This window comes from Phreatobacter sp. (genome assembly GCF_030691135.1).
GTDB lineage: Bacteria > Pseudomonadota > Alphaproteobacteria > Rhizobiales > Phreatobacteraceae > Phreatobacter.
Genome location: NZ_JAUYFA010000001.1, coordinates 1 through 21,897, shown reverse-complemented (window position 1 = coordinate 21,897; position 21,897 = coordinate 1). Strand labels below are relative to the sequence as shown.

General features: G+C 69.1%; 22 protein-coding genes. 11 read left to right on the top strand and 11 right to left on the bottom strand.

Features of this window, described 5'->3' with window-relative positions; translation table 11 throughout:
* From odhB to Q8O26_RS00095, 4 genes are all read left to right on the top strand, one after another.
* Window positions 1-1,121: 2-oxoglutarate dehydrogenase complex dihydrolipoyllysine-residue succinyltransferase (gene odhB / locus Q8O26_RS00110; RefSeq protein WP_305572269.1), on the top strand; the 1,121-nt coding region annotated here is incomplete at its 5' end.
* 52 nt (window positions 1,122-1,173) lie between these two features.
* Complete coding sequence (locus Q8O26_RS00105) at window positions 1,174-1,920, top strand: SDR family oxidoreductase (RefSeq protein WP_305572267.1); 747 nt, start codon at window positions 1,174-1,176, stop codon at window positions 1,918-1,920.
* A gap of 35 nt (window positions 1,921-1,955) precedes the next feature.
* Window positions 1,956-3,353 (top strand): dihydrolipoyl dehydrogenase, encoded by a 1,398-nt coding sequence (gene lpdA / locus Q8O26_RS00100; protein WP_305572265.1) that lies wholly within the window; start codon window positions 1,956-1,958, stop codon window positions 3,351-3,353.
* Window positions 3,354-3,527: 174 nt separating this feature from the next.
* Entirely contained in the window at window positions 3,528-3,812 is a 285-nt protein-coding gene (locus tag Q8O26_RS00095) for a hypothetical protein (protein ID WP_305572263.1), read from the top strand.
* 204 nt (window positions 3,813-4,016) lie between these two features.
* Here the strand turns inward: Q8O26_RS00095 and Q8O26_RS00090 are convergent, their stop codons facing one another.
* From Q8O26_RS00090 to Q8O26_RS00060, 7 genes are all read right to left on the bottom strand, one after another.
* Window positions 4,017-4,277, bottom strand: a complete 261-nt coding sequence (locus Q8O26_RS00090; RefSeq protein WP_305572261.1) for a hypothetical protein — start codon at window positions 4,275-4,277, stop codon at window positions 4,017-4,019.
* 322 nt (window positions 4,278-4,599) lie between these two features.
* Window positions 4,600-4,860, bottom strand: a complete 261-nt coding sequence (locus tag Q8O26_RS00085; RefSeq protein ID WP_305572259.1) for a hypothetical protein — start codon at window positions 4,858-4,860, stop codon at window positions 4,600-4,602.
* 139 nt (window positions 4,861-4,999) lie between these two features.
* On the bottom strand, window positions 5,000-7,264 hold the full coding sequence (locus Q8O26_RS00080) for a S8 family serine peptidase (protein WP_305572257.1): 2,265 nt from the start codon (window positions 7,262-7,264) through the stop codon (window positions 5,000-5,002).
* Window positions 7,265-7,370: 106 nt separating this feature from the next.
* The gene (locus tag Q8O26_RS00075) at window positions 7,371-8,069 is read right to left on the bottom strand and encodes a hypothetical protein (protein WP_305572255.1); all 699 of its coding nucleotides are present in this window, start codon (window positions 8,067-8,069) and stop codon (window positions 7,371-7,373) included.
* Window positions 8,066-8,626, bottom strand: a complete 561-nt coding sequence (locus Q8O26_RS00070; protein ID WP_305572254.1) for a sigma-70 family RNA polymerase sigma factor — start codon at window positions 8,624-8,626, stop codon at window positions 8,066-8,068. The genes Q8O26_RS00075 and Q8O26_RS00070 overlap by 4 nt, the downstream gene beginning before the upstream one ends.
* Before the next feature lie 156 nt (window positions 8,627-8,782).
* Window positions 8,783-9,442 carry a TenA family protein gene (locus Q8O26_RS00065; protein ID WP_305572252.1) on the bottom strand — a complete coding sequence of 220 codons (660 nt, stop codon included), beginning with the start codon at window positions 9,440-9,442 and terminating at the stop codon, window positions 8,783-8,785.
* A gap of 111 nt (window positions 9,443-9,553) precedes the next feature.
* Entirely contained in the window at window positions 9,554-10,603 is a 1,050-nt protein-coding gene (locus tag Q8O26_RS00060; protein WP_305572250.1) for a MaoC family dehydratase, read from the bottom strand.
* A 154-nt stretch (window positions 10,604-10,757) separates the two neighbouring features.
* Here Q8O26_RS00060 and Q8O26_RS00055 point away from each other — a divergent pair, with 154 nt between their 5' ends.
* Together Q8O26_RS00055 and yacG are read left to right on the top strand one after the other, a co-directional pair.
* Entirely contained in the window at window positions 10,758-11,396 is a 639-nt protein-coding gene (locus tag Q8O26_RS00055; RefSeq protein WP_305572248.1) for a Maf-like protein, read from the top strand.
* Between the two features lie 64 nt (window positions 11,397-11,460).
* The gene (gene yacG / locus Q8O26_RS00050) at window positions 11,461-11,658 is read left to right on the top strand and encodes a DNA gyrase inhibitor YacG (RefSeq protein WP_305572246.1); all 198 of its coding nucleotides are present in this window, start codon (window positions 11,461-11,463) and stop codon (window positions 11,656-11,658) included.
* 6 nt (window positions 11,659-11,664) lie between these two features.
* On the opposite strand, the gene Q8O26_RS00045 is transcribed toward yacG, so the two are convergent.
* From Q8O26_RS00045 to Q8O26_RS00035, 3 genes are all read right to left on the bottom strand, one after another.
* On the bottom strand, window positions 11,665-12,510 hold the full coding sequence (locus Q8O26_RS00045) for an aldo/keto reductase (RefSeq protein WP_305572244.1): 846 nt from the start codon (window positions 12,508-12,510) through the stop codon (window positions 11,665-11,667).
* Window positions 12,511-12,544: 34 nt separating this feature from the next.
* Complete coding sequence (locus Q8O26_RS00040) at window positions 12,545-13,522, bottom strand: tripartite tricarboxylate transporter substrate binding protein (RefSeq protein ID WP_305572242.1); 978 nt, start codon at window positions 13,520-13,522, stop codon at window positions 12,545-12,547.
* Between the two features lie 169 nt (window positions 13,523-13,691).
* Complete coding sequence (locus tag Q8O26_RS00035; RefSeq protein ID WP_305572240.1) at window positions 13,692-14,675, bottom strand: tripartite tricarboxylate transporter substrate binding protein; 984 nt, start codon at window positions 14,673-14,675, stop codon at window positions 13,692-13,694.
* A gap of 270 nt (window positions 14,676-14,945) precedes the next feature.
* Here Q8O26_RS00035 and Q8O26_RS00030 point away from each other — a divergent pair, with 270 nt between their 5' ends.
* The 3 genes from Q8O26_RS00030 (at window position 14,946) to Q8O26_RS00020 (ending at window position 19,305) form a co-directional block, all read left to right on the top strand.
* The gene (locus Q8O26_RS00030; protein ID WP_305572238.1) at window positions 14,946-16,184 is read left to right on the top strand and encodes a multidrug effflux MFS transporter; all 1,239 of its coding nucleotides are present in this window, start codon (window positions 14,946-14,948) and stop codon (window positions 16,182-16,184) included.
* A gap of 196 nt (window positions 16,185-16,380) precedes the next feature.
* Window positions 16,381-17,454: a sensor histidine kinase gene (locus Q8O26_RS00025; protein WP_305572236.1), complete on the top strand. Its 1,074-nt coding sequence runs from the start codon at window positions 16,381-16,383 to the stop codon at window positions 17,452-17,454.
* 144 nt (window positions 17,455-17,598) lie between these two features.
* The gene (locus Q8O26_RS00020) at window positions 17,599-19,305 is read left to right on the top strand and encodes a methyl-accepting chemotaxis protein (protein WP_305572234.1); all 1,707 of its coding nucleotides are present in this window, start codon (window positions 17,599-17,601) and stop codon (window positions 19,303-19,305) included.
* A 117-nt stretch (window positions 19,306-19,422) separates the two neighbouring features.
* Here Q8O26_RS00020 and Q8O26_RS00015 read toward each other — a convergent pair whose 3' ends face one another.
* The gene (locus Q8O26_RS00015) at window positions 19,423-20,322 is read right to left on the bottom strand and encodes a DUF2865 domain-containing protein (protein WP_305572232.1); all 900 of its coding nucleotides are present in this window, start codon (window positions 20,320-20,322) and stop codon (window positions 19,423-19,425) included.
* Window positions 20,323-20,498: 176 nt separating this feature from the next.
* Here Q8O26_RS00015 and Q8O26_RS00010 point away from each other — a divergent pair, with 176 nt between their 5' ends.
* Window positions 20,499-20,714, top strand: a complete 216-nt coding sequence (locus Q8O26_RS00010) for a hypothetical protein (RefSeq protein ID WP_305572230.1) — start codon at window positions 20,499-20,501, stop codon at window positions 20,712-20,714.
* 401 nt (window positions 20,715-21,115) lie between these two features.
* Window positions 21,116-21,484, top strand: coding sequence for an antitoxin Xre/MbcA/ParS toxin-binding domain-containing protein (locus tag Q8O26_RS00005; protein WP_305572271.1), 369 nt, complete (start codon window positions 21,116-21,118; stop codon window positions 21,482-21,484).
* Window positions 21,485-21,897 lie beyond the last annotated feature (413 nt).

Genomic DNA, 21,897 nt, shown 5'->3' with positions numbered 1-21,897 from the left:
CCGCCGGCGTGCTCGGCGAGATCGTCGCCAAGGAGGGCGACACCGTCGGCGTCAGCGCGCTGCTGGGCATGATCTCGGCTGGCGACGGCAAGGCTGCAGCCCCCGCGCCCAAATCCGATGCCGCGGTCGCGCAGGCGTCGGGCAAGGCCGGCGAGGCGACGACCGCCGCCGCCGAGGCCAAGACCGGCGCGGTCGCCGGCGACACCCAGATCAAGCCCGCGATGAAGGCCGCCGATTCCGGCCCGGCCGTGTCGCGGCTGGCGGCCGAAAGCGGGGTCGATCCGTCGAAGGTCAATGCGTCCGGCAAGGACGGCCGCGTCACCAAGGGCGACATGCTCGCCGCCATCGCCACCGGAGGCGCTCCCGCCCCGGCGCCGGCTCCCGTCGCCGCCCCCCGCCCGGCCTCCCAGCCGGCGGATGCGGTCCGCGAGGAGCGCGTGAAGATGACGCGCCTGCGCCAGACCATCGCGCGGCGCCTGAAGGACGCGCAGAACTCGGCTGCCATGCTGACGACCTTCAACGAGGTCGACATGACCGCGGTGATGAGCCTGCGCAACCAGTACAAGGACCTGTTCGAGAAGAAGCACGGCGTGAAGCTCGGTTTCATGGGCTTCTTCGTGCGCGCCTGCGTCCAGGCGCTGAAGGACATCCCGGCGGTCAATGCCGAGATCGACGGCACCGACATCGTCTACAAGAACTTCTGCCATGTCGGAGTCGCCGTGGGCACCGACAAGGGCCTCGTCGTGCCGGTGGTGCGCGATGCCGACCAGATGGGCATCGCCGAGGTCGAGAAGACCATCGCCGATTTCGGCCGCCGCGCCCGCGACGGCAAGCTGACCATCGAGGAGATGCAGGGCGGCACGTTCACCATCTCGAACGGCGGCGTCTACGGCTCGCTGATGTCGACGCCGATCCTCAATGCGCCGCAGTCCGGCATCCTCGGCATGCACAAGATCCAGGAGCGGCCGATGGTCATCGGCGGCAAGATCGAGATCCGCCCGATGATGTATCTGGCGCTCTCCTATGACCACCGGATCGTCGACGGCAAGGAAGCCGTGACCTTCCTGGTGCGCGTCAAGGAGAGCCTGGAGGATCCCGCCCGTCTCGTGATGGACCTCTGATCCGACCGGACGTCCATAGCCGGCCGCTGACGCGGTGCGCGAGGAGAGCAGCATGTCCAAGGGCGTCGTCGTCGTCACCGGATCGAGCCGCGGCATCGGGCGCGCCTGCGCCCTGCTGGCGGCCGAGCGCGGCTATGACGTGGTGGTGAACTACACCGCCAATGCCGCGGCGGCCGAGGAGGTCGTCGCCGCCATCAACGCGCTCGGCGCCCAGGCCGTCTCGGTGAAGGGCGACATTGCCGAGGAATCCGACATCCTCGACATCTTCGCCGCGGCGGATCGGCTGGGGCCGCTGGTCGGTCTCATCGCCAATGCCGGCGTCGTCTCGCTGTCGGGCCGGGTCGAAACCTATACCGCCGACCGCCTCCACCGCATCATGAACATCAATGTCGTCGGCACCATCCTCTGTTCCCGCGAGGCCGTGAAGCGCATGTCGACCAAGCACGGCGGCAAGGGCGGCGCCATCGTCGCCATCTCCTCCGTTGCGGCCGTGCTCGGCAGCCCCAATGAATATGTCGACTATGCCGCCTCCAAGGGTGCGGTGGACAGTTTCGTCATCGGTCTCGCCAAGGAGGTTGCGATGGAGGGGATCCGCGTCAATGCGGTGCGCCCCGGCATGGTCACCACCGACATTCACGAGGCAAGCGGCGATCCCGCCCGGGTCGAGCGCATCCGCCCGTCCATCCCGATGCAGCGGATCGGCGATCCGGAAGAGATCGCCCGTGCCGCCCTCTGGCTCCTCTCCGAGGAAGCCTCCTACTGCACCGGCACCTTCATCACCGCTTCCGGCGGGCGCTGAGCGCCCGCCACCGTCCGCCATTCCGGAGACAGCTCATGTCCTACGATCTCATCGTCATCGGCACCGGCCCCGGCGGCTATGTCGGCGCCATCCGCGCCGCGCAGCTCGGGCTGAAGGTCGCCGTGGTGGAGAAGCGCAAGACCCATGGCGGTACCTGCCTGAACATCGGCTGCATCCCGTCCAAGGCGCTGCTGCACGCCTCGGAACTGTTCGACGAGGCCGGCCACGGCTTCCAGGCTCTCGGCATCGAGGTGCCGGCGCCCAAGCTCAACCTCAAGCAGATGATGGTGCACAAGCAAGAGACGGTGGACGCCAACGTCAACGGCGTCGCCTTCCTCCTGAAGAAGCACAAGGTCGACCAGCATTTCGGCCGCGGTGCCATCGTGGCGCCGGGCAAGGTCGCGGTCACCGCCGATGACGGCAAGGTCACGGAGATCGAGGCAAAGAACATCGTCATCGCCACCGGCTCGGAAGTGACCCCGCTGCCGGGCGTCACGATCGACGAGAAGCAGATCGTCTCGTCCGAGGGCGGTCTTGAGCTCACCAAGGTGCCGGCCAAGATGGTCGTCATCGGCGCCGGCGTCATCGGCCTCGAGCTCGGCTCCGTCTGGCGGCGCCTCGGCGCCGAGGTCCATGTGGTGGAATATCTCGACCGCATCCTGCCCGGCATGGACGCCGAAGTCGCCAAGCAGTTCCAGCGCATCATGGGCAAGCAGGGCGTGACCTTCCAGCTCGGCTCCAAGGTGACCGGCGCCAAGGCGTCGAAGAAGGGCGTCACCCTGACGGTGGAGCCCGCCGCCGGCGGCGAAGCCCAGACCGTCGAGGCCGAGGTGGTGCTCGTCGCCATCGGCCGGCGGCCCTATACCGAGGGCCTCGGGCTGGAGACGGTCGGCGTCGCCCTGGAGCGCGGCCGCGTCGTCATCGACGACCATTTCAGGACCAACGTCCCCGGCATCTATGCCATCGGCGACGTGGTGCGCGGCCCGATGCTGGCCCACAAGGCCGAGGACGAGGGCATCGCAGTCGCCGAGATCATCGCCGGCAAGGCGGGCCATGTGAACTACGACTGCATTCCCGGCGTCGTCTACACCTATCCCGAGGTCGCCACGGTGGGGAAATCGGAGGAGGACCTCAAGGCCGCCGGCATCGCCTATAATGTCGGCAAGTTCCCCTTCACCGCCAATGGCCGTGCCCGCGCCAACCGCGCCACCGACGGCTTCGTCAAGGTGCTGGCGGATGCGGCGACGGACAAGGTGCTCGGCGTCCACATCATCGGTGCCGGCGCCGGCGAGATGATCCACGAGGCGGTGGTGCTGATGGAGTTCGGCGGCTCGGCGGAGGATCTCGGCCGCTCGACCCACGCCCATCCGACCATGTCGGAAGCGGTCAAGGAGGCGGCGCTCGCCGTCGACAAGCGCGCCATCCACATGTGAGCCGCCCTGCCCGCTCCGGACGGAAAGACCCCGGCGTCACGGCCGGGGTTTTTTATTGGCCGTCGCGGCGAACTTTCCCGGCCTTGGAATGAACCTCCGGCGCCGCCGGCCCGACCCATGGACATCGCAAGCGACCGCATGCACGCGGCGCCCAGAGGATCCAAGGAGATCACGATGTCCAAATCCATCAACAAGCTGGCCCTCGCCGGCGCCCTGACTCTCGCGCTGACCAGCGCCTTCACCGGTCTCGCCCAGGCCCGCGGCGGTGGCGGCGGCGGTGGCGGCGGCGGTGGCGGCGGTGGCTCGGAAGTCACCCAGTCCAATGCCGTCGTCATGCCCGGTGCACCGACGCACCAGCGCATGGGCAACCCGCCCCCGGCCAATGCCAGCCTCGAAGCATGCCACTACTCCGCCATCTGGGGCGGCATCGTCTGCGAGCGCCGCGGCGGCCGCCGCTGATCCTGCCAGAACAGGCATACCGAACCGGCGGAGCGAAAGCTCCGCCGGTTTCGTTTGCGTTGTGTCTGGCGCCCGTCCACCACGCGGACAGAGAGGCAGCCAGTGGGCCCAAACCCGTCGGACCTGCCTGCCGGACACGCGAAAGCCCCGGTGCAGGGCACCGGGGCTTTGCTCTAGATCAGAGGATGGCGGCGGTCGTCGCGATCACTCGCAGACGCGGATGGTGCGGCGCTCCGGGCCGTAGGGGCCGTCGACCCAGCGGCGGGTCAGGTAGCAGTCGGAGGCGTAGGCGCTGGAGCGGCTGGCGGCGATGGCGCCGCCGACGATCAGGCCGGTGGCGAGGGCGCCGACGCCCCAGCCGATGTGGCGGCGATGGAACGGGCCGGCTTCGGCCTGGGAAGCAACGCCAACCGACAATGTGGCGACGGCGAGGGCGGCGATGGCGAAGGTCTTGAAGCGGTTCATGGCAGGTCCCCTTGAGGTTGGCCGGGGCTCGTTGCGCCCCTGATATCCATGGGTGGCGCCATCTCGCAAAAAGGTTCGGGCCCGCCGCGGTTTTTTTTCGCGACGGGCCCGAACGGAACCAGGCAGGGATGAAAGAGGCTCTTCGACCGCCTCGCCCGGCCGGCCGCCGGCGTCCCCTGCCATGTCGGCCGCGAGGATCTCCTCGCCACGCCGCGCTGACCTGACCGACGTGCAAAAGCCCCGGTGCATGGCCGGGGCTTTCGCGAGGCATATCTTGGGAGGAGGTCTCTTCAGGAAGACTGGGTCGGTCCTAGCCTGGCGATCACTCGCAGACGCGGATGGTGCGGCGCTCCGGGCCGTAGGGGCCGTCGACCCAGCGGCGGGTCAGGTAGCAGTCGGAAGCGTAGGCGCTGGAGCGGCTGGCGGCGATGGCGCCGCCGACGATCAGGCCGGTGGCGAGGGCGCCGACGCCCCAGCCGATGTGGCGGCGATGGAACGGGCCGGCTTCGGCCTGGGAAGCAACGCCAACCGACATGGTGGCGACGGCGAGGGCGGCGATGGCGAAGGTCTTGAAGCGGTTCATGGCAGGTCCCCTTGAGGTTGGCCGGGGCTCGTTGCGCCCCTGATATCCATGGGTGGCGCCATCTCGGAAAAAGGTTCGGGCCCGCCGCGATTTTTTTCGCGACGGGCCCGGGTGGCCTCATCAGGCTTGAACGGGAAGGTCAGTCGCTCGCTTCGGCGCTGCCGGGATCGACAGTCGCCTGGCGCGGCGGTGCGATCGAAGGAGCCTCCGCCGTCTCGGAGCCGGGGACGGTCGCCGGCGGCGCTTCGGCCGTCGCAGCCGGAGGCGCGGGCGGCGGGCCCGTCACCATGGGCACGCCGGATTCGGCCGGGGCGCGGGCGGCGGTCAAGGCCGGGACGGGATCGGCGAGACCGGCGCCGAGCAGCGGATCGGCCGTCGCGCCGCGCCGCGCCGTCTCCTGGAGGATCTGGCGGAGCTGGGCGGGATCGAGATCGGGCTGGCGCTCCAGCAGGAGGGCGGCGATGCCGCTGACATGGGCCGCGGCCACCGAAGTGCCCGACGAGATCTGATAGCCGCCGCGCGGGGCCGGCAGGATGATATCGACCCCCGGCGCCGCCACCGCCACGTGATTGCCGCGCGAGGCGGCGGCGAACAGGCGGCCCGCCTGGTCGGTCGCGGTCACCGCGATGACGTTCGGATCGGCCGCCGGGAAGGAGACCGGCGCACCCGGGCCTTCATTGCCCATGGCGGCGACCATGGCGATACGCTGGCGGGCGGCGACCTGGATGGCGCGGGTCATCATCGGATCACGCGGGCCGGCGAAGCTCATGTTGATGACGCGGGCGCCCTCCCGGATCGACCAGTCCATGGCCTTCAGGATGTGGAAGCTGGTGCCGGAGGCGCCGCTGCTCTGGCCGGGCGCGAAGGCGCGGACGGCGAGGATGTTGGCGCCGGGTGAAACACCGGTGAGCTGGGCATTCGCGACGATGGCGCCGGCCATGCCGGTGCCGTGCTCATGGGCCTGGAAGGCCCCGCCGACGGCGTCGAAGGACTTGGCGATGCGGCCGGTCATCTCGGGATGGGTGGCTTCGACCCCTGAATCGATGACGGCGATCGCCACCTGTTCGCCGCGGGCGAGACCATGGGCTTCGGGCAGGCGCAGCTGGTCGACGACATATTGCATGGAGGCGCCGCCGGATCGGGTCGCGGTGGCGCTCTGCAGGCGGAAGACATAGTTCGGCCGTTCGAAGAGATAGTTCGGCTGGACATAGCCAACGCCCGCGCTGCGCGTCATGGCCCGGATCGCGGCCGGCACAGTCGTACGGTTGGGAATGCGATAGCGGTGCACGACGGTGCCGACGAGCTGGGACTGCTCCTGGGCGATCAGCGTCAGGTTGAAGCGGCGCACGACGTTGCGCACGGCATTGGCCGGCGCATTTGCGTTCATGATGAAGAGCACCTCGTCCGGCACGTAGCGGCGCTCGTTGGCCGGCGGCAGGCCGGGCACGTCCTGTCTGTCGGTGCCGGCGCGGGCGGCGGAGATCAGAGCGGGAGCGCCGAAAGCAGCGGCTGCCGCACCGGCGGCGGGACCGAAGCCGGGTCCGCGCGGCGGCGGGCCTCCGGGTGGCGGGCCACCGGGAGGCCGGCCACCCGGCGGACGGACGCCGCCGCCCCCGGGCGGAATGAGCACGACGGGACCGTCGTCGGGAAGGATCACCGGCGGACGGCGGCCGGGAGGCAGGCGGACCACAGGTCCGTCTCCGGGATAGATCATCGGCGGTCGGCCGCCGGGAGGACGGCCCGGAGGCCTCTCGCCGGGCGGACGGCCAGGCGGCCGTGTCACGACATCGTCACTGCCGGGGCGAACACCCGGGCGGCCCCAGGGCGGACGGCGCCCGGGGCGACCGTCCGTACGACCCACATCGTCGCCATAGCGACCGCGGGCGGCTTCACGTCCGGGGCGACGATTGCCGGCTCCGGCATCGTCACCGAAGCGACCGCCGCGACCGGGTCGGCCATCGAACCTGTCGCCGCGCATCGGGCCCTCGCCGAAACGACCACCGCGACCACCCTCGTCGATGAAGCGACCACCGCGACCACCGCGACCACCCTCTTCCGTGAAGCGACCGCCACGGCCGCCGCCGTCGATGAAACGACCACCGCGACCGCCACCCTCGCCAAAGCGACCGCCACGGCCACCACCGTCGATGAAGCGACCGCCGCGATCTGACGGCATGCGCTGCATGGACCCGCGCGAGGGTCCGTCCATGCGCGAACCACGGCCGCGGAAGCCGCCGCCACCGCCGCCGAAACCGCCGCCGCCGATGGAGATTCCGAACTGCGCCTGAGCCGGGCGGATGTCGACGACGACCAGGAAGGTCGAGGCCGCGAGAAGGCCGAGAAAGCCCGCGACAATGCCCGTCTTCGACCGCAGGAACGCGGGGCGACCGTCAGCGTCGGACATGACTGCATCTCCCTGGCCGGATGGCATCAAAGCGTGCGCAGGCTAGGCCGGCATTGTTTCTGTTTGGCTGCGCTGGTCGCCGCCCTGTTCGTGCACGGCGGTCGCGTCAGGAGGCCGGGCCGACGAAGCGGACGAGACCCGTCCGGCCGCGGATCGTGGCGACGACCTGATCGAGATCGGCCGCGCTCATGCTGCCCTCGCCGATGCGCACCCGGTAGAAGCCGCCGGGACGCGGACCCTCGACGATCGTGCCCTTGACCTGTTCGAGCAGCCGCGTCACGTCGCCGGCCGTCGCCTCGGCATTGAAGCCGATGAGGACATAGGTGCCCTCGACGCGGGCCGTACCGGGAGCCGGGCTGTGCGAGGCCGTCTGGAACTGCACCGGGCCGGCGATGAAGGACGAGCCGATGACGCCGGCCTGGATCACCAGGGCCAGGGCCGCCGCGCCGGCGGCATAGGCGAGGGTCCGGGGCGACAGGAGCGCGAGCTTCTCGCCTAGCCAGTCGGCGAAACCGGCGCGCGCCCTTGCAGCGACGTGAGAGAGCCTGGCCGGCTCGGCCTCGACGCGCTTCATCAGGTCGTCCAGCACGCGGGCGGAGGGACGGGGCGAGGCCTCGGCCAGGGCGAAGGAGGCGTCCTGGTCCTCGCGGACGATGGCGAGTTCCTCGTGCAGGGTCTCGTCGACCTCGAGGGCCGCCTCGACACGGGCCGTGTCGGCAGCGGACAGCGTGCCGGCGGCGTACCAGGGCAGCAGTTCGGAAACCGCCCGGCGCTCTGACATCTCTAGGGTGCTGCGCGTCGTCATGGCCAACCTCGATCGACTCCGGCGCTCTGCATGAGCTCCTGGAGCCTTTTGCGCGCATAGAACATGCGCGTCTTGACGGTGTTCTCCGGTATTCCGACGATCTCGGCCACTTCGGAGATCGATTTCTCCTGATAGTAGACCAGATCGACGATTTCCCGGTGCTCGGGCGAAAGCTGGCCGATGCAGCGGCGGATGGCCTTTGCCTTGTCCAGTTTCTGAGACACCGTCTCGGGCGTGTCCGCATCGTCCGCGATGGCGGCGGCCTGTTCATCGTCCAGTTCCGCTTCCGTCGTCTTCCTCAGCGAGGACAACGCCTTGAAACGGGCCATTCCGAGGATCCAGGTCGAGACGCTTGATCGCCCCTCGAACCTGTCGGCCTGCCGCCACACGTCCAGGAAGACTTCGCCGATCAGATCCTCGGCCTGTCCCTCGTCCTTGATGAACCGGAGAACGAACCGGAACACGCGGACATTGTGACGGGCAAAGAGGGTCCGGAAGGCGAGACGATCGCCTTTGGCAACCCGGAGGATGAGATCCTGGTCGCTGTCAGACTGCATCGTCACTCCCGAGCCGGTGGGCTCGCAGCATCAGTCGCGGCAGCCGGCGAAAAGGTTCATGCACCATGGAAGAATCTGTCGGGGATGCGGGATCGGCACGCCACGTACCATGACGAAACGCGACGCTAGGTCAACCTCGCGCCGCAGCGGCGCGCCTCAGGTGGCATCGAGGCCCATCTGCCAGAAATCCGCCTCGAGCCGGGAAGCCTTGGCGAAAAGCCCGGCCAGTTCGGCAAAGCGCTGCTCCGTCATCGACCGTGCCGCCAGCTCGTCGAGGTGACGACGCGCGGCGGCGGCGACCGCCTGATAGCCGTCGCCGGCATATTCCCCGATCCACTCGCCATAGGGATTGGTGCGCAGAGCCGCCGGATCCTGCGCGGCCAGGGTGCGTCCGATCTCCGCGTAGCCGATAACACAGGGCGCCAGGGCGACATGGAGGTCGAGAAGATCGCCCGCGGCGCCGCAGTCGAGAACGAAGCGCGTATAGGCCACGGTGGCCTGATGCTCCGGCGCGGCCTCGATCTGGGCGGGTGTCAGGCCCCAGCGACCGCAGAGCCGGACATGGAGGTCCGTTTCCGCGAGAATGGCGGCAAGCCCGGCCTGGGCGGCGCGGATATCGGCCAGCGTGCGGCTCTTGTAGCTCGCCAGGGCATAGGCGCGGGCGAACTGGATGAGGAACAGATAATCCTGGACCAGATAGGTGCGGAACGCGGTCTCGGGCAGCGTTCCCGCGCCGAGCCTGCGAACGAAGTCATGGTCCACATAGGAGCGCCAGTCGGCAGCAGCGGCGGCCTTCAGCCGTTCGAAGATATCCATGGCGCAGCAAGCCTCACGGTCGGGGTTCCGCCCTGCTTCTAGGCCAACCGCGGCCATCCTGTCATCGCCGATGGAGCGCCTGCCCTGCCGCAGGCGCTGCCCGCTGAACCATTAGCGCGGGATCAGCGCCCAGTAGTCGAGATCGAGGATCACCGCCGGGTCATAATCGTCGCCGGCCTTGAGCGGGTAGTCGGCGCAGGGCCGGTCCTTGGTGGCGACGGTGCGGATGCGCAGGGCGCCGACATCGTCGCGGCCCGGCAGTTCCTCCACGGCGAGGATCTGCGACCAGGCGAAGACGGTGTCGCCGGCAAAGAGCGGCGCGACGTGGCGGCCGCCATTGATGGCGGCGATCTGGAAGCAGTTGGCGAGACCGTTGAAGGACAGCGCGCGGGCGATGGAGATGACGTGGCCGCCATAGACGAGGCGGCGGCCGAAGCGCCCCTGCCCCTCGGTATACTGGTTGAAATGGACCTTGGCCGTGTTCTGGTAGAGGCGCGTCGCCATCATGTGCTCGGCCTCCTCGACGGTCATGCCGTCGACATGGTCGATGCCCTCGCCCGCGACATAGTCGGAGAGGCGGTGACGCTGGCCGGAGAGCGCCGCGTCCCAGGCTTCCGGATCGATGAGCGGGCAGGCATCGCCGAGCTGGTCGGGCTCGAGCGCCTTCGGCAGGGCCGGCACATGTTCGGGCGGGGCCGGCGCCGCCTCGTCGCGCTTCCTGACCATGACCCAGCGCACATAGTCCAGCACCTCGTCACCATGCTGGTTGGTGCCGACGGAGCGGACATAGACGACGCCGGTCTTGCGGTTGGAATTCTCCTTGAGGCCGACGACCTCGGAGACGGTGGACAGGGTGTCGCCGGGATAGACGGGCGAGAGGAAGCGACAGCCGGCATAGCCGAGATTGGCGACGGCGTTCAGCGAGACGTCGGGAACGGTCTTGCCGAACACGATGTGGAAGACCAGCAGGTCGTCGACGGGGCTCCTCGGATAGCCGATATGCTTGGCGAAGGTGTCGGACGACTGCACGACGAAGCGGGTGCCGTAGAGCGCGGTGTAGAGCGCGGCATCGCCGATGGTGACGGTCCGCGGCGTAGCGTGGACGAGCCGGTCGCCGAGGCGGAAATCCTCGAAGAAACGTCCCGGATTGGTCTTCGGCATGGCGCGGCTCCCTCGTCTGGCAACCATCTATGCCGCGCCGCGCTGCGAAGTCCAACGAGACAAAGGACGGGGAGGATCGAGACCGTCGGTTCACAAGCCCGGCCGCATGGGCTATCGAACGCCACCCCCCGCGCAAGTCCCGCACAAGGCGCCCATGGCTCCCACATCCGTCCCCGGCCGCCCGAAACTGATCCTCGCCTCGGCCTCGCCGCGCCGTCTCGCCCTGCTGCAGCAGGCCGGGATCGAACCGGACACGCTGGTTCCCGCCGAGATCGACGAGACGCCCTGGCCGCGCGAAAGCCCGCGCAAGCTGGCGCTGCGCCTGGCGCGCGACAAGGCGGCGGAAGCCGCCCGGCGCATCCGCGACGACGCGGACTGGGCGGGATCGGTGATCCTCGCCGCCGACACCGTGGTCTGCGTCGGCCGGCGCATCCTGCCGAAGGCGGAGACCATCGAGGACGCGGCGGCCTGTATCCGCCTGCTCTCGGGCCGCGCCCACCGGGTCTACACGGGGCTCTGCCGCGTCGACCAGGCGGGCCGGGTCACCGCCAAGCTGGTGGAGACGCGGGTGCGCTTCAAGCGGCTGTCGAAGGACGAGGTCGACGCCTATCTCGGCGCCGGCGAATGGCGCGGCAAGGCCGGCGGCTATGCCATCCAGGGCATTGCCGGCGCCTTCGTCGTCTCGCTGGTCGGGTCCTATACCAATGTGGTCGGTCTGCCCCTCGCCGAGGCCGTCGGCCTGATCGGCGCCACCGGCTATCCCGTGACGCTCGGCTGGATCGCGAAGGGCTGAGGCGCGTTCAGGGGGAGAGCACCGCCCTTCCCTCGCAGCCCCGTCCCGTGCCATGACCCTGCCCATGAACGCCGAGAACGACAACGACCGGCTGGTCGATCCGCCGAAGGCCTGCGCGATCTGCGGCAAGCCCGCCCTGGTGCGCTTCAAGCCCTTCTGCTCGAAGCGCTGCGCCGATGTCGACCTCAACCGCTGGCTGAAGGGCGCCTATGCCATCCCCGTCGTGGAGAACGAGGGCGAGGACGAGGACAGCCGCGACTGAAGCAGGTCACAGCATTTCGAGCGCGCGCCGGCGCGTCGGCGGCGGAAAGGCCGCGTCGATGGCGACGATGTCCCCGGGCGTGAGAACGAGATCGGCAGCCGGCCGGTTCTCCGCGACATGGGCCGGCGTGCCCATCTGCGGAATGGCGACGACGCCGCCCTTTCGCAACGTGAAGGCGAGCGCCACCTGCGCCGCCGTCGCGCCGGGATGGCGGGCGGCGATGGCGGCGAGGGCCGGATGGCGCGGCAGCCGCCCCTGTTCGATCGGTGAATAGGCCATGATCGGAATGCCGCGCGCGGCCTGCCAGGACATGAGGTCGAATTCGATGCCGCGGCGCCCGCAATTGTAGAGCACCTGGTTGGCGGCGACGCCGGTGCCGCCGGCGGCGATGAGGCCTTCCATGGCCGCGACGCCGAAGTTCGAGGCGCCCCAGTGGCGGATCTTGCCGTCGGCCTTGAGGCGCTCGAAGGCGGCCACGGTCTCGCCGAGGGGGATTCCGCCCGGCCAGTGCAGCAGGTAGAGATCGAGGCGATCGGTCCTAAGGCGGCGGAGCGAGGCCTCGCAGGCGGCGACGGCGCTCTGCCGCCCGGCATTGTGGGGATAGACCTTGGAGACGAGGAAGGCCGCGTCGCGGCGGCCGGCGATGGCGGCTCCGATCAGCTCCTCGGAGGCACCGTCGCCATACATCTCCGCCGTGTCGATCAGCGTCAGGCCGGCGTCGAGGCCGGCATTCAGCGCCGCCATCGCCGCGGTCCGCCGCTCGGGCCGGTCGGCGATCGTCCAGGTGCCCTGCCCGAGCACGGGAATGGCCTCGCCGTCGGGCAGGGTGATCGTCGCGATGGCCTGGGTCATGGTCGGCTCCTCGTCCGGGGCCGGGCTCCGAACCTTACTGCTGCTTCGGGATATTGGCCGCCGCGACGACCTTGGCCCATTTCTCCGTCTCGTTCTTCAGGAAGGCGCCGAACTGCGCGGCGGTCTGGGGCGCCGGCTGGGCTCCGAAGCGCTCGAACTTCTCGATGGTCTCGGGCTCCCTCAGGGCCCGGCTCATGGCGGTGTTGAGCGCCGCGACGACGTCAGCCGGCGTGCCCTTGGGCGCAACGATGCCGGACCAGGAATAGGCCTCATAGCCGGGAAGGCCAGCCTCCGGCATGGTCGGGATATCCGGCAGGATCGACAGGCGGGCCGGGCTGATGCCGAGCGCCTTGACGGTCTTGGCCTGGACCTGGGGCACGGCGGTGGGGCCGTCGGCGAACATCAGCTGCACGTGATTGCCGAGCAGGCTGCTCATGGCCGGGGCGCTGCCGCGGTGGGCGACATGCAGCATGTCCGTACCGGTCATGCTCTTGAAGAGTTCGCCGGCCAGATGCGTGCCGCCGCCGACACCGGCCGAGCCATAGGTGAGCTTGCCCGGATTGGCCCTGGCATAGGCCGCGAGCTCGCCGACATTGTTCACCGGCAGCGAGGGATGGGCGCAGACGATGATCGGGAAGATGCCGGCGCCGCTGACCGGCACGAAATCCTCGAGGAAATTGTAGGGCAGGCTGGCCTTCAGGCTCGGGTGAACCGAGTGATGGATGGCGCAGACCAGCAGGGTATGTCCGTCCGGGTCGGAGCGCTGCACGGCCTGGGCCCCGATCACCGCGTCGGCGCCGGGCCGGTTTTCGACGATGACCGTCTGGTTCCAGTATTCCGAGATCTTCTGGCCGATCTGGCGGGCGGTCAGGTCGACCGGACCGCCGGGCGGGAAGGGCACGACCAGCGTGACCCGCTTTGAGGGAAAGGCCTGGGCTCGGGCGGGCAGGATGGAGGCGGCCGCGACGCCCCCGAGGGTGGCGAGAACGGTGCGGCGGCTGGCGGTCGTCATGGGCGGGTGTCCTCCGGACAGGCTTTTGGAAATGAAACGCCATTTCATGAGCCCCCGCAACTGGGCCGGATGGGAGGGGCCATGCCGCCAAAACGACCATGGCCGGGACGAGGCCCGGCCATGGATCATGCTGGTGTCGCGGGGCCCTGCCCCGGCCCGGTGCCGCCGGTCAATCGACCTTGGCGCCGGCGGCGCGGACCACCTCGGCCCAGCGCGGAATTTCCCGGGCCATGCGCGCCTGCAGAACCTCCGGCCCCTTCATCGTGGCGAGGGCGCCGAGTTCCTCGAAACGCTTCACGAAGGCCGGATCCTGGCCGATCTTGATATGGGCCTCGACCAGCCGCCGGGTGATGGCGTCGGGCAGGCCCTTCGGCGCGATCATGCCGGACCACGACGTCACGTCGAAATCGGCGACGCCGCCCTCGATCATCGTGGGCACGTCGGGCAGGCCCGGCCAGCGCTTGGCGGTGGACACGGCGAGCGGCTTGATCGCCTTGCCCTGGATCTGGCCGATGATCGTCGGCAGGTTGTCGAACATGAAGTCGATGCGCCCGGCGATGAGGTCCTGCACCGCGACGGCGCCGGTGCGATAGGGCACGTGGAGCGGCTGCATGCCCACCTTGCGCGACAGGAATTCCGTCGACAGATGCGCCGTGGTGCCGAGGCCCGGCGTGCCATAGGAGGCCTTGCCCTCGCCTTTCGCCTTCACCCAGGCGATGAACTCCTGGACGTTCGACACCGGCGTCTGCGGATTGACGACCAGAACGTTCGGGATCTCGTAGATGTCGGCGATATAGGTGAAGTCGGTCAGCGGGTTGAACGGCAGGTTGCGGTAGAGCTCGATATGGGCCGACAGCGGGCCGATGGTCGAGACGCCGATCGTGTAGCCGTCGGGCTCGGCGCGAGCGACGGCGTTGACGCCGACATTGCCGGCCGACCCTGGACGGTTCTCGATCACCACGCTCTGGCCGAGTTCCTTCGACAGGCTTTCGGCGATGACGCGGGCAAGCACGTCGGTGGAACCGCCGGGCGGGAACGGCACGATCATCCGGACCGGGCGCGCCGGCCAGGCGGCCTGGGCGGAGGCGGGGCGAATGGCGGGAGCGGCCAGGACTCCGGCGAGACCGGCTAGTGTCGTACGGCGGGTGATCATCAGCGGCGTTTCCTCATGGTTTTGAGCATTTTTCCCGGATACGCCGTGGCGATCCGGCCCGGAAAGCCTACGCAGCGTGCCACGCGGCCCTTTTTCTCGGGTGAATCCTAGCCGCATGCCGGCGCGCGCTGCAAGCCGCCCGGCGATGGGATGCTGCATCACGGCAAAATCAATAGTGCCCCCATGAGACATGTATTAGTGCAATTGCTCGGTCCCATATCGGAGCTGACCGCCGCCCGGCGTCACCGTGCCCCCGTCGCAGACACGCTCATGAACGCCATTCCCACACCGGCCGCCGGACCCTATCCGGGACTGGGCTTCCGACAGTTCGTCGCCATGATCGCCGCCCTGATGGCGACCAATGCGCTGGCCATCGATTCCATGCTGCCCGCCCTGCCCGAGATCGGCGAGGCCCTCGGCATCGTCTCGGCCAACGACCGGCAATGGGTCATCACGTCCTATCTCCTCGGATTCGGCCTGGCGCAGATCATCTACGGCACGCTGGCCGACCGGTTCGGTCGCCGTCCCGTCTTGCTCATCGGCCTTGCGATCTATGCCGTCGGGAGCCTTGCGGCGACCTTCGCCACCAGTTTCGAGCAGATGATGGTCGCGCGCGTCGTGCAGGGCATCGGCGCGGCGGCTTCGCGCGTTCTCGCGGTGTCGATCGTCCGCGACACGTTCTCCGGCCGGCAGATGGCGCGGGTCATGTCACTCGCCTTCATCGTCTTCCTCGCCGTGCCGATCCTGGCACCCTCGATCGGGCAGATCATCATCCTCTTCGCGCCGTGGCGCTGGATTTTCGCGCTGCTCGGCCTGTTCGGCATGGTCGTGGCGCTGTGGGTGGCGCGAAAGCTGCCCGAAACGCTGCATCCGGACGACCGCACGCCCATCGCCTTCCAGCCCATTCTCAACGCCTTCCGCATCTGCCTGACGACGCGCCTGTCGGTCGGCTACATGCTGGCCCTGACCTTCGTCATCGGCAGCCTGTTCGGCTTCATCAACGCCTCTCAGCAGCTGTTCGAGGATGTCTTCCGGGCCAGCGGGCTGTTCACCACCATCTTCGCGGTGATCGCCGGCTTCATGGCGCTCGCCTCCTTCCTCAATTCCCGGATCGTCGAGCGCTTCGGCATGCGCCGCGTGTCGCACACGGCGCTCGTCGGCTACATCGCCGCGACACTGGTCCACGGCGCCGTGGCGCTGGCAGGGCATGAGACCCTGCTGGTCTTCACCCTGTTCCAGTGTGTCACCATGTTCTTCTTCGGCCTGATGGCCTCGAACTTCGGCGCCATGGCCATGGATCCGCTTGGCCATGTCGCAGGCACCGCATCATCCGTGCAGGGCTTCGTGTCGACCGTCGGCGGCGCGCTGATCGGCTTCGGGATCGGCCAGCAGTTCGACGGCACGGCCTTGCCGGTCGTGCTCGGCTTCGGCGCCTGCGGCCTCGGGGCCCTCGCCATGGTGCTGGTCGCCGAGAAGGGCCGGCTTTTCCGCCCACAGGCCGGGCGATAACCGCGCGCGGTGTCCATCCGGCCAAGCAGCCGGACCTGTTACTGCACCGCACAGCGAATTGCCACTTCGGGCCTTCCCGACGTGCTAGGTTGCAGGTTCGCCATAGACCCGCGCCCCCCCGCGCGGCGGCGCTGCGCATCGACCGGGTACGGCTCTCGCTCCGGGGGCCTCCGCGTTTCGAGTGAAAGGGACCTTCTTGGCCCCGCACTACCCGTCCATCCCTGATCCGGCTCTCAGCCTCGCCCTGGCTGTCGTCGCCAGTTCCACATCGCCCCTCATCCTGCTCGAAGCCGACATGATGGTCATCGGGGCAAGCCAATCCTTCTGCCGCGCCTTCCAGATCGATCCGGCCATCGTCGACGGCAACAGCGTCTTCGCCATGGGACAGGGCGAGTGGGATGCGGCCAATCTGCGCTCGCTGCTGCGGGAAACGGCGCTGGGTACCGCGGACGTCGAGGACTATGAATTCGATCTCGACAGCCCGGCTCTCGGCAAGCGGCGCCTCGTCCTGAATGCGCACCGCCTCGTCCACGCGGACGGGCCGGAGGTGCGCGTGCTGCTGGAAATCTTCGATGCCACCGACGAGAGGACTGCCGAGAGCTTCAAGCAGTCGCTGATCCGCGACAAGGCCGCACTGCTGCAGGAGGTGCACCATCGGGTCGCCAACAGCCTGCAGATCATCGCCAGCGTCCTGATGCAGAGCGCCCGGCGGGTCCAGTCCGAGGAGGCCCGCGGCCATCTGACGGATGCCCGAAACCGGGTGATGTCGATCGCCTCCGTCGAGCGGCAACTGGCCGATTCACAGGCCGACGAGGTGCATTTACGCGATTATTTCACGGCTCTGTGCCGCAGCCTCGCTGCCTCGATGATCGGTGACCCCGAGGCTCTCATGCTGACGGTGGAGGTCGACGACAGCACGGTGAGCGGCGAAGTCTCCATCAGCCTCGGCCTCATCATCACGGAACTGGTGATCAATTCGCTGAAACATGCCTTTCCGGACGAACGACACGGGGCCATCGTCGTCGCCTACCGCGCGGAACCGACCGGCTGGACCCTCAGTGTCACCGATAACGGCGTCGGGATGCCAGCCGCAGGTGCAGGCGCAAAGTCGGGACTTGGCACCAGCATCATCGAGGCCCTGGCCAACCGGATGCAAGCGGTCGTCCATGTGACCGATATGGCACCGGGCACCCAGACGACGATCGTCCACGAGGACGGCACACAAACTGCCCCGGGCCTCGCGGCGATCGCAGCAGGGCGGACGGCCTGACAAGGGAGCCCCGCGCGACCAGGCCGCGCCCGAAGCGGCTAAATGTATCAAGAAGCGCCAATTTAACAGACATTCTCGGATAATTTAACGAAGTCGAAAGAGCGACTCGCTACCCCTGCGTCAAGAAGGCTAACGGAGGCTACCATGTCGATTCTTTCGAATATTCGCATCACTCCGAAGATCATGGCGCTTGTTCTCACGTTGAACGTGCTGGCGATGGCCCTCGCCGGGATCGGCATGTTCGCGCTGTCGAGCGTGGCCACAGACGCGGAACGCGGCATCGTCGCGGGCGAGCGCGCGACCGCCTCCTCGCGCATTACGTCTGCCGTGTCCTATATCGCGCGCGCCGAGGCGGCGATTGCTATCAACCCGACGCCGGACGTCATCCGCGAGAACAGCGCCACCGTCGCCGCCCAGCGCCGCGCCATCACCGAGAACATGGCCAGGATCCGCGCCAGTTCGGCGCCCGAGGTGATCAAGGCGGCCGACGAGGCGGAAGCTGCTCTCGGCCGCTATTTCGCGCTCGAGGAAAAGACGCTGCAATTCGCCGGCGCCATTCGCGGCGAGGCGACGGGCGACCAGCAGCGGACGCTGGCCCGGATGGTGACCGACGGCCGCCCGACATTCATGCAAGCCCGCCGCGAGGTGCAGGACCTCACCGCCCTCATGCTGCAGCGCGCCGCGAACTACCGCACGGCCCTGCAGGCCACCGAGAGTTCCATGGCGATCCTGCTGAAGATCCTGGCGGGCGTCAGCCTTCTCATCGGCGTGACGGCCGGCCTGCTGATCGGCCGCGGGGGCATCGCCACGCCCATCCGCACGCTCGCGAGCCAGCTCGAGGATCTCGCGCGCGGGCGCTTCGACATCACCGTCTCCGGGGCCGCGCGCAAGGACGAGGTCGGCGACATCGCCCGCTCGGCGGAGATCTTCAAGGCCAGCGGCATGGAAGCCGAGCGCCTCAAGGCCGAACAGGCCGCGCAGGAGGCCCGGGCCGAGAGCGAGAAGCGCGCGCTGCTCGACCGCCTCGCCGGCGAGTTCGAGAAGGCCGTCGGCTCGGTCGTCCAGTCGGTGTCGGCCTCCGCCAACCAGCTGAAGGCGGCGGCAACCTCGCTGTCCGCTTCGGCCTCGGAATCGGGGGCGCAGTCGAATGCCGTCGCCGCCGCCGCCGAACAGAGTTCCGGCAATCTGCAGACCGTCGCCTCGGCGACCGAGGAGCTTGCCGCATCGGTGCGCGAGATCGCCTCGCAGGTGGCGCAGTCCACCCAGATGTCGGCCAGCGCCGTCCAGGGGGCCAATAACTCGGCCACTCAGGTGCAGGACCTCGCCACCAAGGTGCAGAAGATCGGCGAGATCGTCGAACTGATCAGCGGCGTCGCCGCGCAGACCAATCTGCTCGCCCTCAATGCCACGATCGAGGCGGCGCGGGCCGGTGAGGCCGGCCGCGGCTTCGCCGTCGTCGCCGCCGAGGTCAAGGGCCTTGCCGACCAGACCGCCAAGGCGACCACGGAGATCTCCAAGCAGATCGCCGCCATCCAGCAGGCCACGACCTCGTCGGCGACCGCGATCGACGCCATCGCCCACACGATCCAGCAGATGGACTCGGTCGCCACCGAGATCGCCGCCGCGGTGGAGGAACAGACCGCCGCCACCGGCGAGATCGCCCGCAACGTGCAGCAGGCCTCGACGGGTGCCTCGGAGATCAACGCCAACATCACCGGCGTGTCGACCGCCGTCGGCGAAACCAGCGCGGCCGCCAGCCAGGTGCTGTCCTCGGCGGACGCGCTGTCGACCCAGGCCGGCCAGTTGCGCAGCGAGCTCGACCAGTTCCTGGTGCGGTTCCGCGCCGCCTGATCCGTCCTGCCACGAACGCTTATACGGGAGAGGGCCGGCGACGGCCCTTTCGCCGTTTCAGGCGCCGGCCGCGTCGCCGTCTTTCCGCCGCACCGGGATGCGACGGTCGTTTCCGGGCTAGGAGCGGCGCGGCGGCAGCGGCGCCCGCATCATCCTCGGCGGGGCCGGGCGCCCGATGGCGATCTGCCGGACGGGGGCGCGCAGCGCCGTCATCTCGCGGAGTTCGGGAAGGCGCGAGGCGCGGGCGAAAGTGTTGGACGTGACCGCCGGCGCGATGCCGGCATAGCGCAGCCGCTCCGGCAGGCGCGCCGTCTCGATCTCCTCGACGCGGCGGCGCATGTCGGCGGTGAGCCGGCCATAGGCCCGCGCCGTGACGAAATCGCGCGGCTGGTGCGGAAAGCGGCCGCCGCCGCGGAAGACCCTGACGCCACCCTCGGTCACCACGACATCGCCGGTGCGCAGCGTGAAGTCCTGGGCGAAGCTGAGCCGCGCCAGCCCCTGGGTGACGCTGCCCTGGCAGGAACAGCCCGGCTGCAGCCGCTCGCGGTAGCGGAAGGCGGTGGCGGTGGCGGTGTAATGCTGGCCGGTTTCCGAACGCGCCGTCTCGATCGACCCGGTGCGCGACGAATAGAGACGCACGCTGGCCCCGGGGCACATGGCGGCGCAGGCCTCGGCCTGGGCGCTGCGGCCGGCCCCGGCGGTCGCCGGGCCGACGGGGAAGAAATAGCCATCGCAGGAGCGGACGCAGAAAGCCCGGGACGATCCGTCCGTGCCGGCCAGGGCCGCGGCCTGGCGGTTCGGCCGGGTGTTCATCTGGCGCGGGCTGCCGGCCGGCAGGTGCTGCACGGTCGGTGCCGGCCGCTGGCTGAACCAGCCGCCCCCGGCGGGGGCCACGGCCCGGCGACCCGTCTCGCCGCGGGCAATGGCATAAAATTCGTCACGGTCCTCGGCGACGGTGTCGGAAACCGACAGCAAGGCGAGGACGAGAAGGCTGAGGAGGCCCAGGACGCGGAACATGGACGGGCACCGGTAGCAGGATAGCACTTGACGTTACGGCATTGCTTAACCTTTCGGAAACCATGGCGCAAGCGGCGGCTGCCGGCATGGTTGATGGCGGCCGACCTGCTGCCATCCTGCTGACAGAATATGGCGGGAGCCGGTGTAGGGTGCCTTCAACCCGAGGAGGAGATCCCATGGCCCAGAACCTCACCGCCATCCGCACCGCCGCCCCCGCCGACCCCGAGGTGGAGGCCGTGCTGGCCGAATTCGACGGCGACCCGCGCCGTGCCATCCGGGCGCTGCTCGACGATATCGCGGCCCTGGCCGAGGACGCGCCGGCCGAGACCTATCTCACCGTCGCGGCGGCGGTCGCCCCGGACAGCCGCCAGCCCGGCTGGCGGGTGGAGTGAGGGCCGCCCGCCGATGGTGGGGCTAGCAATCTTTTTTCCTATCTTAGGAAAAATTGCTTGACGCAGCCCGGCGCTTCCGGCATGATCCCCCGGTCTTGAGAGGGGAGGATCCCATGAAGCCTGTCATCGTCGCGCTGCTGGCCCTGATCGTCTCGGCCTCCATGGCTCTGGCCCATGCGGCCCTGCCGCTGCCGGGCGCCACCGGCCTCCCGGCCGATGGCGGCCTGTCCGCGATCGCGGGCCACCCGCCGGGGCGGGGCGCCGCGACGGCGGGCCTGAAGACGGGCGTGGCTTGTGTCGGCGCCACCACCGCCATATATTCCGTCAGGTTTTCCCGTCACTGGAGATGGCATCACATGAGCGCCCGGACCGGAAAGTCCGTCACCGCCAAGGCGGCGAGGCTGGAGGGGGTGACGCGCGGCACCGCCGGCTATTTCGACGCCGAGGGGCTGATCGTCATCGACCGGGTGGCGGACCGTTTCGGGGTGTCGAAGGCGCAGCTCGCCGACACGATGGGCGTCAGCCCGGAGACCTTCCACCGCGCCGCCCGGGCCAGGGCGCCGAAGACGCAGGGGCGCGCCGCCGAGATGATCGAGATCGTGGCGCGGGTGAGCGACTGGGCCGGCGGCGAGAAACAGGCGCTCGCCTGGTATCGCGCCGAGCCGATCCCGGCCTTCGGCGGGCGGACGGCGGAGAGCCTCGTCAAGGACGGCAAGGCGGCGGCGGTCCGCGACTGGCTCGACCATGTCGCGACGGGCGGTTTTGCCTGAGGGTGGCGTCGGGACGGGTCATGCGGCCTTTCCACAGCGGCCTCGCGAACCTCAGTCCGTCATGCCCGGGCTTGTCCCGGGCATCCACGACTTCTTCTTCCGCTGCGGTGTTCAAGTCGTGGATACCCGCCACAAGCCCGGGCATGACGCAGTGGGGCGGGAAGTGCTTGGGCATGACGCGGTGAGGGTGGCGGCCATCGCACCCCGAACCTCAGTCCGTCATGCAAAGGCTCGTCAGGGGCAAACGGCCTCTCCGCAATCGCCACCCGAACCTCAGTCCGTCATGCCCGGGCTTGTCCTGGATGGCGCAACCCTCGTCCAGTGGCCTCAAGACCCTCAGTCCGTCATGCCCGGGCTTGTCCCGGGCATCCACGACTTCTTCTTCCGCTGCGGTGTTCAAGTCGTGGATACCC

Bases quoted from the DNA above. Each gene is read 5' to 3' on its own strand.
- Q8O26_RS00105 (WP_305572267.1), top strand. From the start codon at position 1,174: ATGTCCAAGGGCGTCGTCGTCGTCACCGGATCGAGCCGCGGCATCGGG.
- lpdA (WP_305572265.1), top strand. From the start codon at position 1,956: ATGTCCTACGATCTCATCGTCATCGGCACCGGCCCCGGCGGCTATGTC.
- Q8O26_RS00095 (WP_305572263.1), top strand. From the start codon at position 3,528: ATGTCCAAATCCATCAACAAGCTGGCCCTCGCCGGCGCCCTGACTCTC.
- Q8O26_RS00090 (WP_305572261.1), bottom strand. From the start codon at position 4,277: ATGAACCGCTTCAAGACCTTCGCCATCGCCGCCCTCGCCGTCGCCACA.
- Q8O26_RS00085 (WP_305572259.1), bottom strand. From the start codon at position 4,860: ATGAACCGCTTCAAGACCTTCGCCATCGCCGCCCTCGCCGTCGCCACC.
- Q8O26_RS00080 (WP_305572257.1), bottom strand. From the start codon at position 7,264: ATGTCCGACGCTGACGGTCGCCCCGCGTTCCTGCGGTCGAAGACGGGC.
- Q8O26_RS00075 (WP_305572255.1), bottom strand. From the start codon at position 8,069: ATGACGACGCGCAGCACCCTAGAGATGTCAGAGCGCCGGGCGGTTTCC.
- Q8O26_RS00070 (WP_305572254.1), bottom strand. From the start codon at position 8,626: ATGCAGTCTGACAGCGACCAGGATCTCATCCTCCGGGTTGCCAAAGGC.
- Q8O26_RS00065 (WP_305572252.1), bottom strand. From the start codon at position 9,442: ATGGATATCTTCGAACGGCTGAAGGCCGCCGCTGCTGCCGACTGGCGC.
- Q8O26_RS00060 (WP_305572250.1), bottom strand. From the start codon at position 10,603: ATGCCGAAGACCAATCCGGGACGTTTCTTCGAGGATTTCCGCCTCGGC.
- Q8O26_RS00055 (WP_305572248.1), top strand. From the start codon at position 10,758: ATGGCTCCCACATCCGTCCCCGGCCGCCCGAAACTGATCCTCGCCTCG.
- yacG (WP_305572246.1), top strand. From the start codon at position 11,461: ATGAACGCCGAGAACGACAACGACCGGCTGGTCGATCCGCCGAAGGCC.
- Q8O26_RS00045 (WP_305572244.1), bottom strand. From the start codon at position 12,510: ATGACCCAGGCCATCGCGACGATCACCCTGCCCGACGGCGAGGCCATT.
- Q8O26_RS00040 (WP_305572242.1), bottom strand. From the start codon at position 13,522: ATGACGACCGCCAGCCGCCGCACCGTTCTCGCCACCCTCGGGGGCGTC.
- Q8O26_RS00035 (WP_305572240.1), bottom strand. From the start codon at position 14,675: ATGATCACCCGCCGTACGACACTAGCCGGTCTCGCCGGAGTCCTGGCC.
- Q8O26_RS00030 (WP_305572238.1), top strand. From the start codon at position 14,946: ATGAACGCCATTCCCACACCGGCCGCCGGACCCTATCCGGGACTGGGC.
- Q8O26_RS00020 (WP_305572234.1), top strand. From the start codon at position 17,599: ATGTCGATTCTTTCGAATATTCGCATCACTCCGAAGATCATGGCGCTT.
- Q8O26_RS00015 (WP_305572232.1), bottom strand. From the start codon at position 20,322: ATGTTCCGCGTCCTGGGCCTCCTCAGCCTTCTCGTCCTCGCCTTGCTG.
- Q8O26_RS00010 (WP_305572230.1), top strand. From the start codon at position 20,499: ATGGCCCAGAACCTCACCGCCATCCGCACCGCCGCCCCCGCCGACCCC.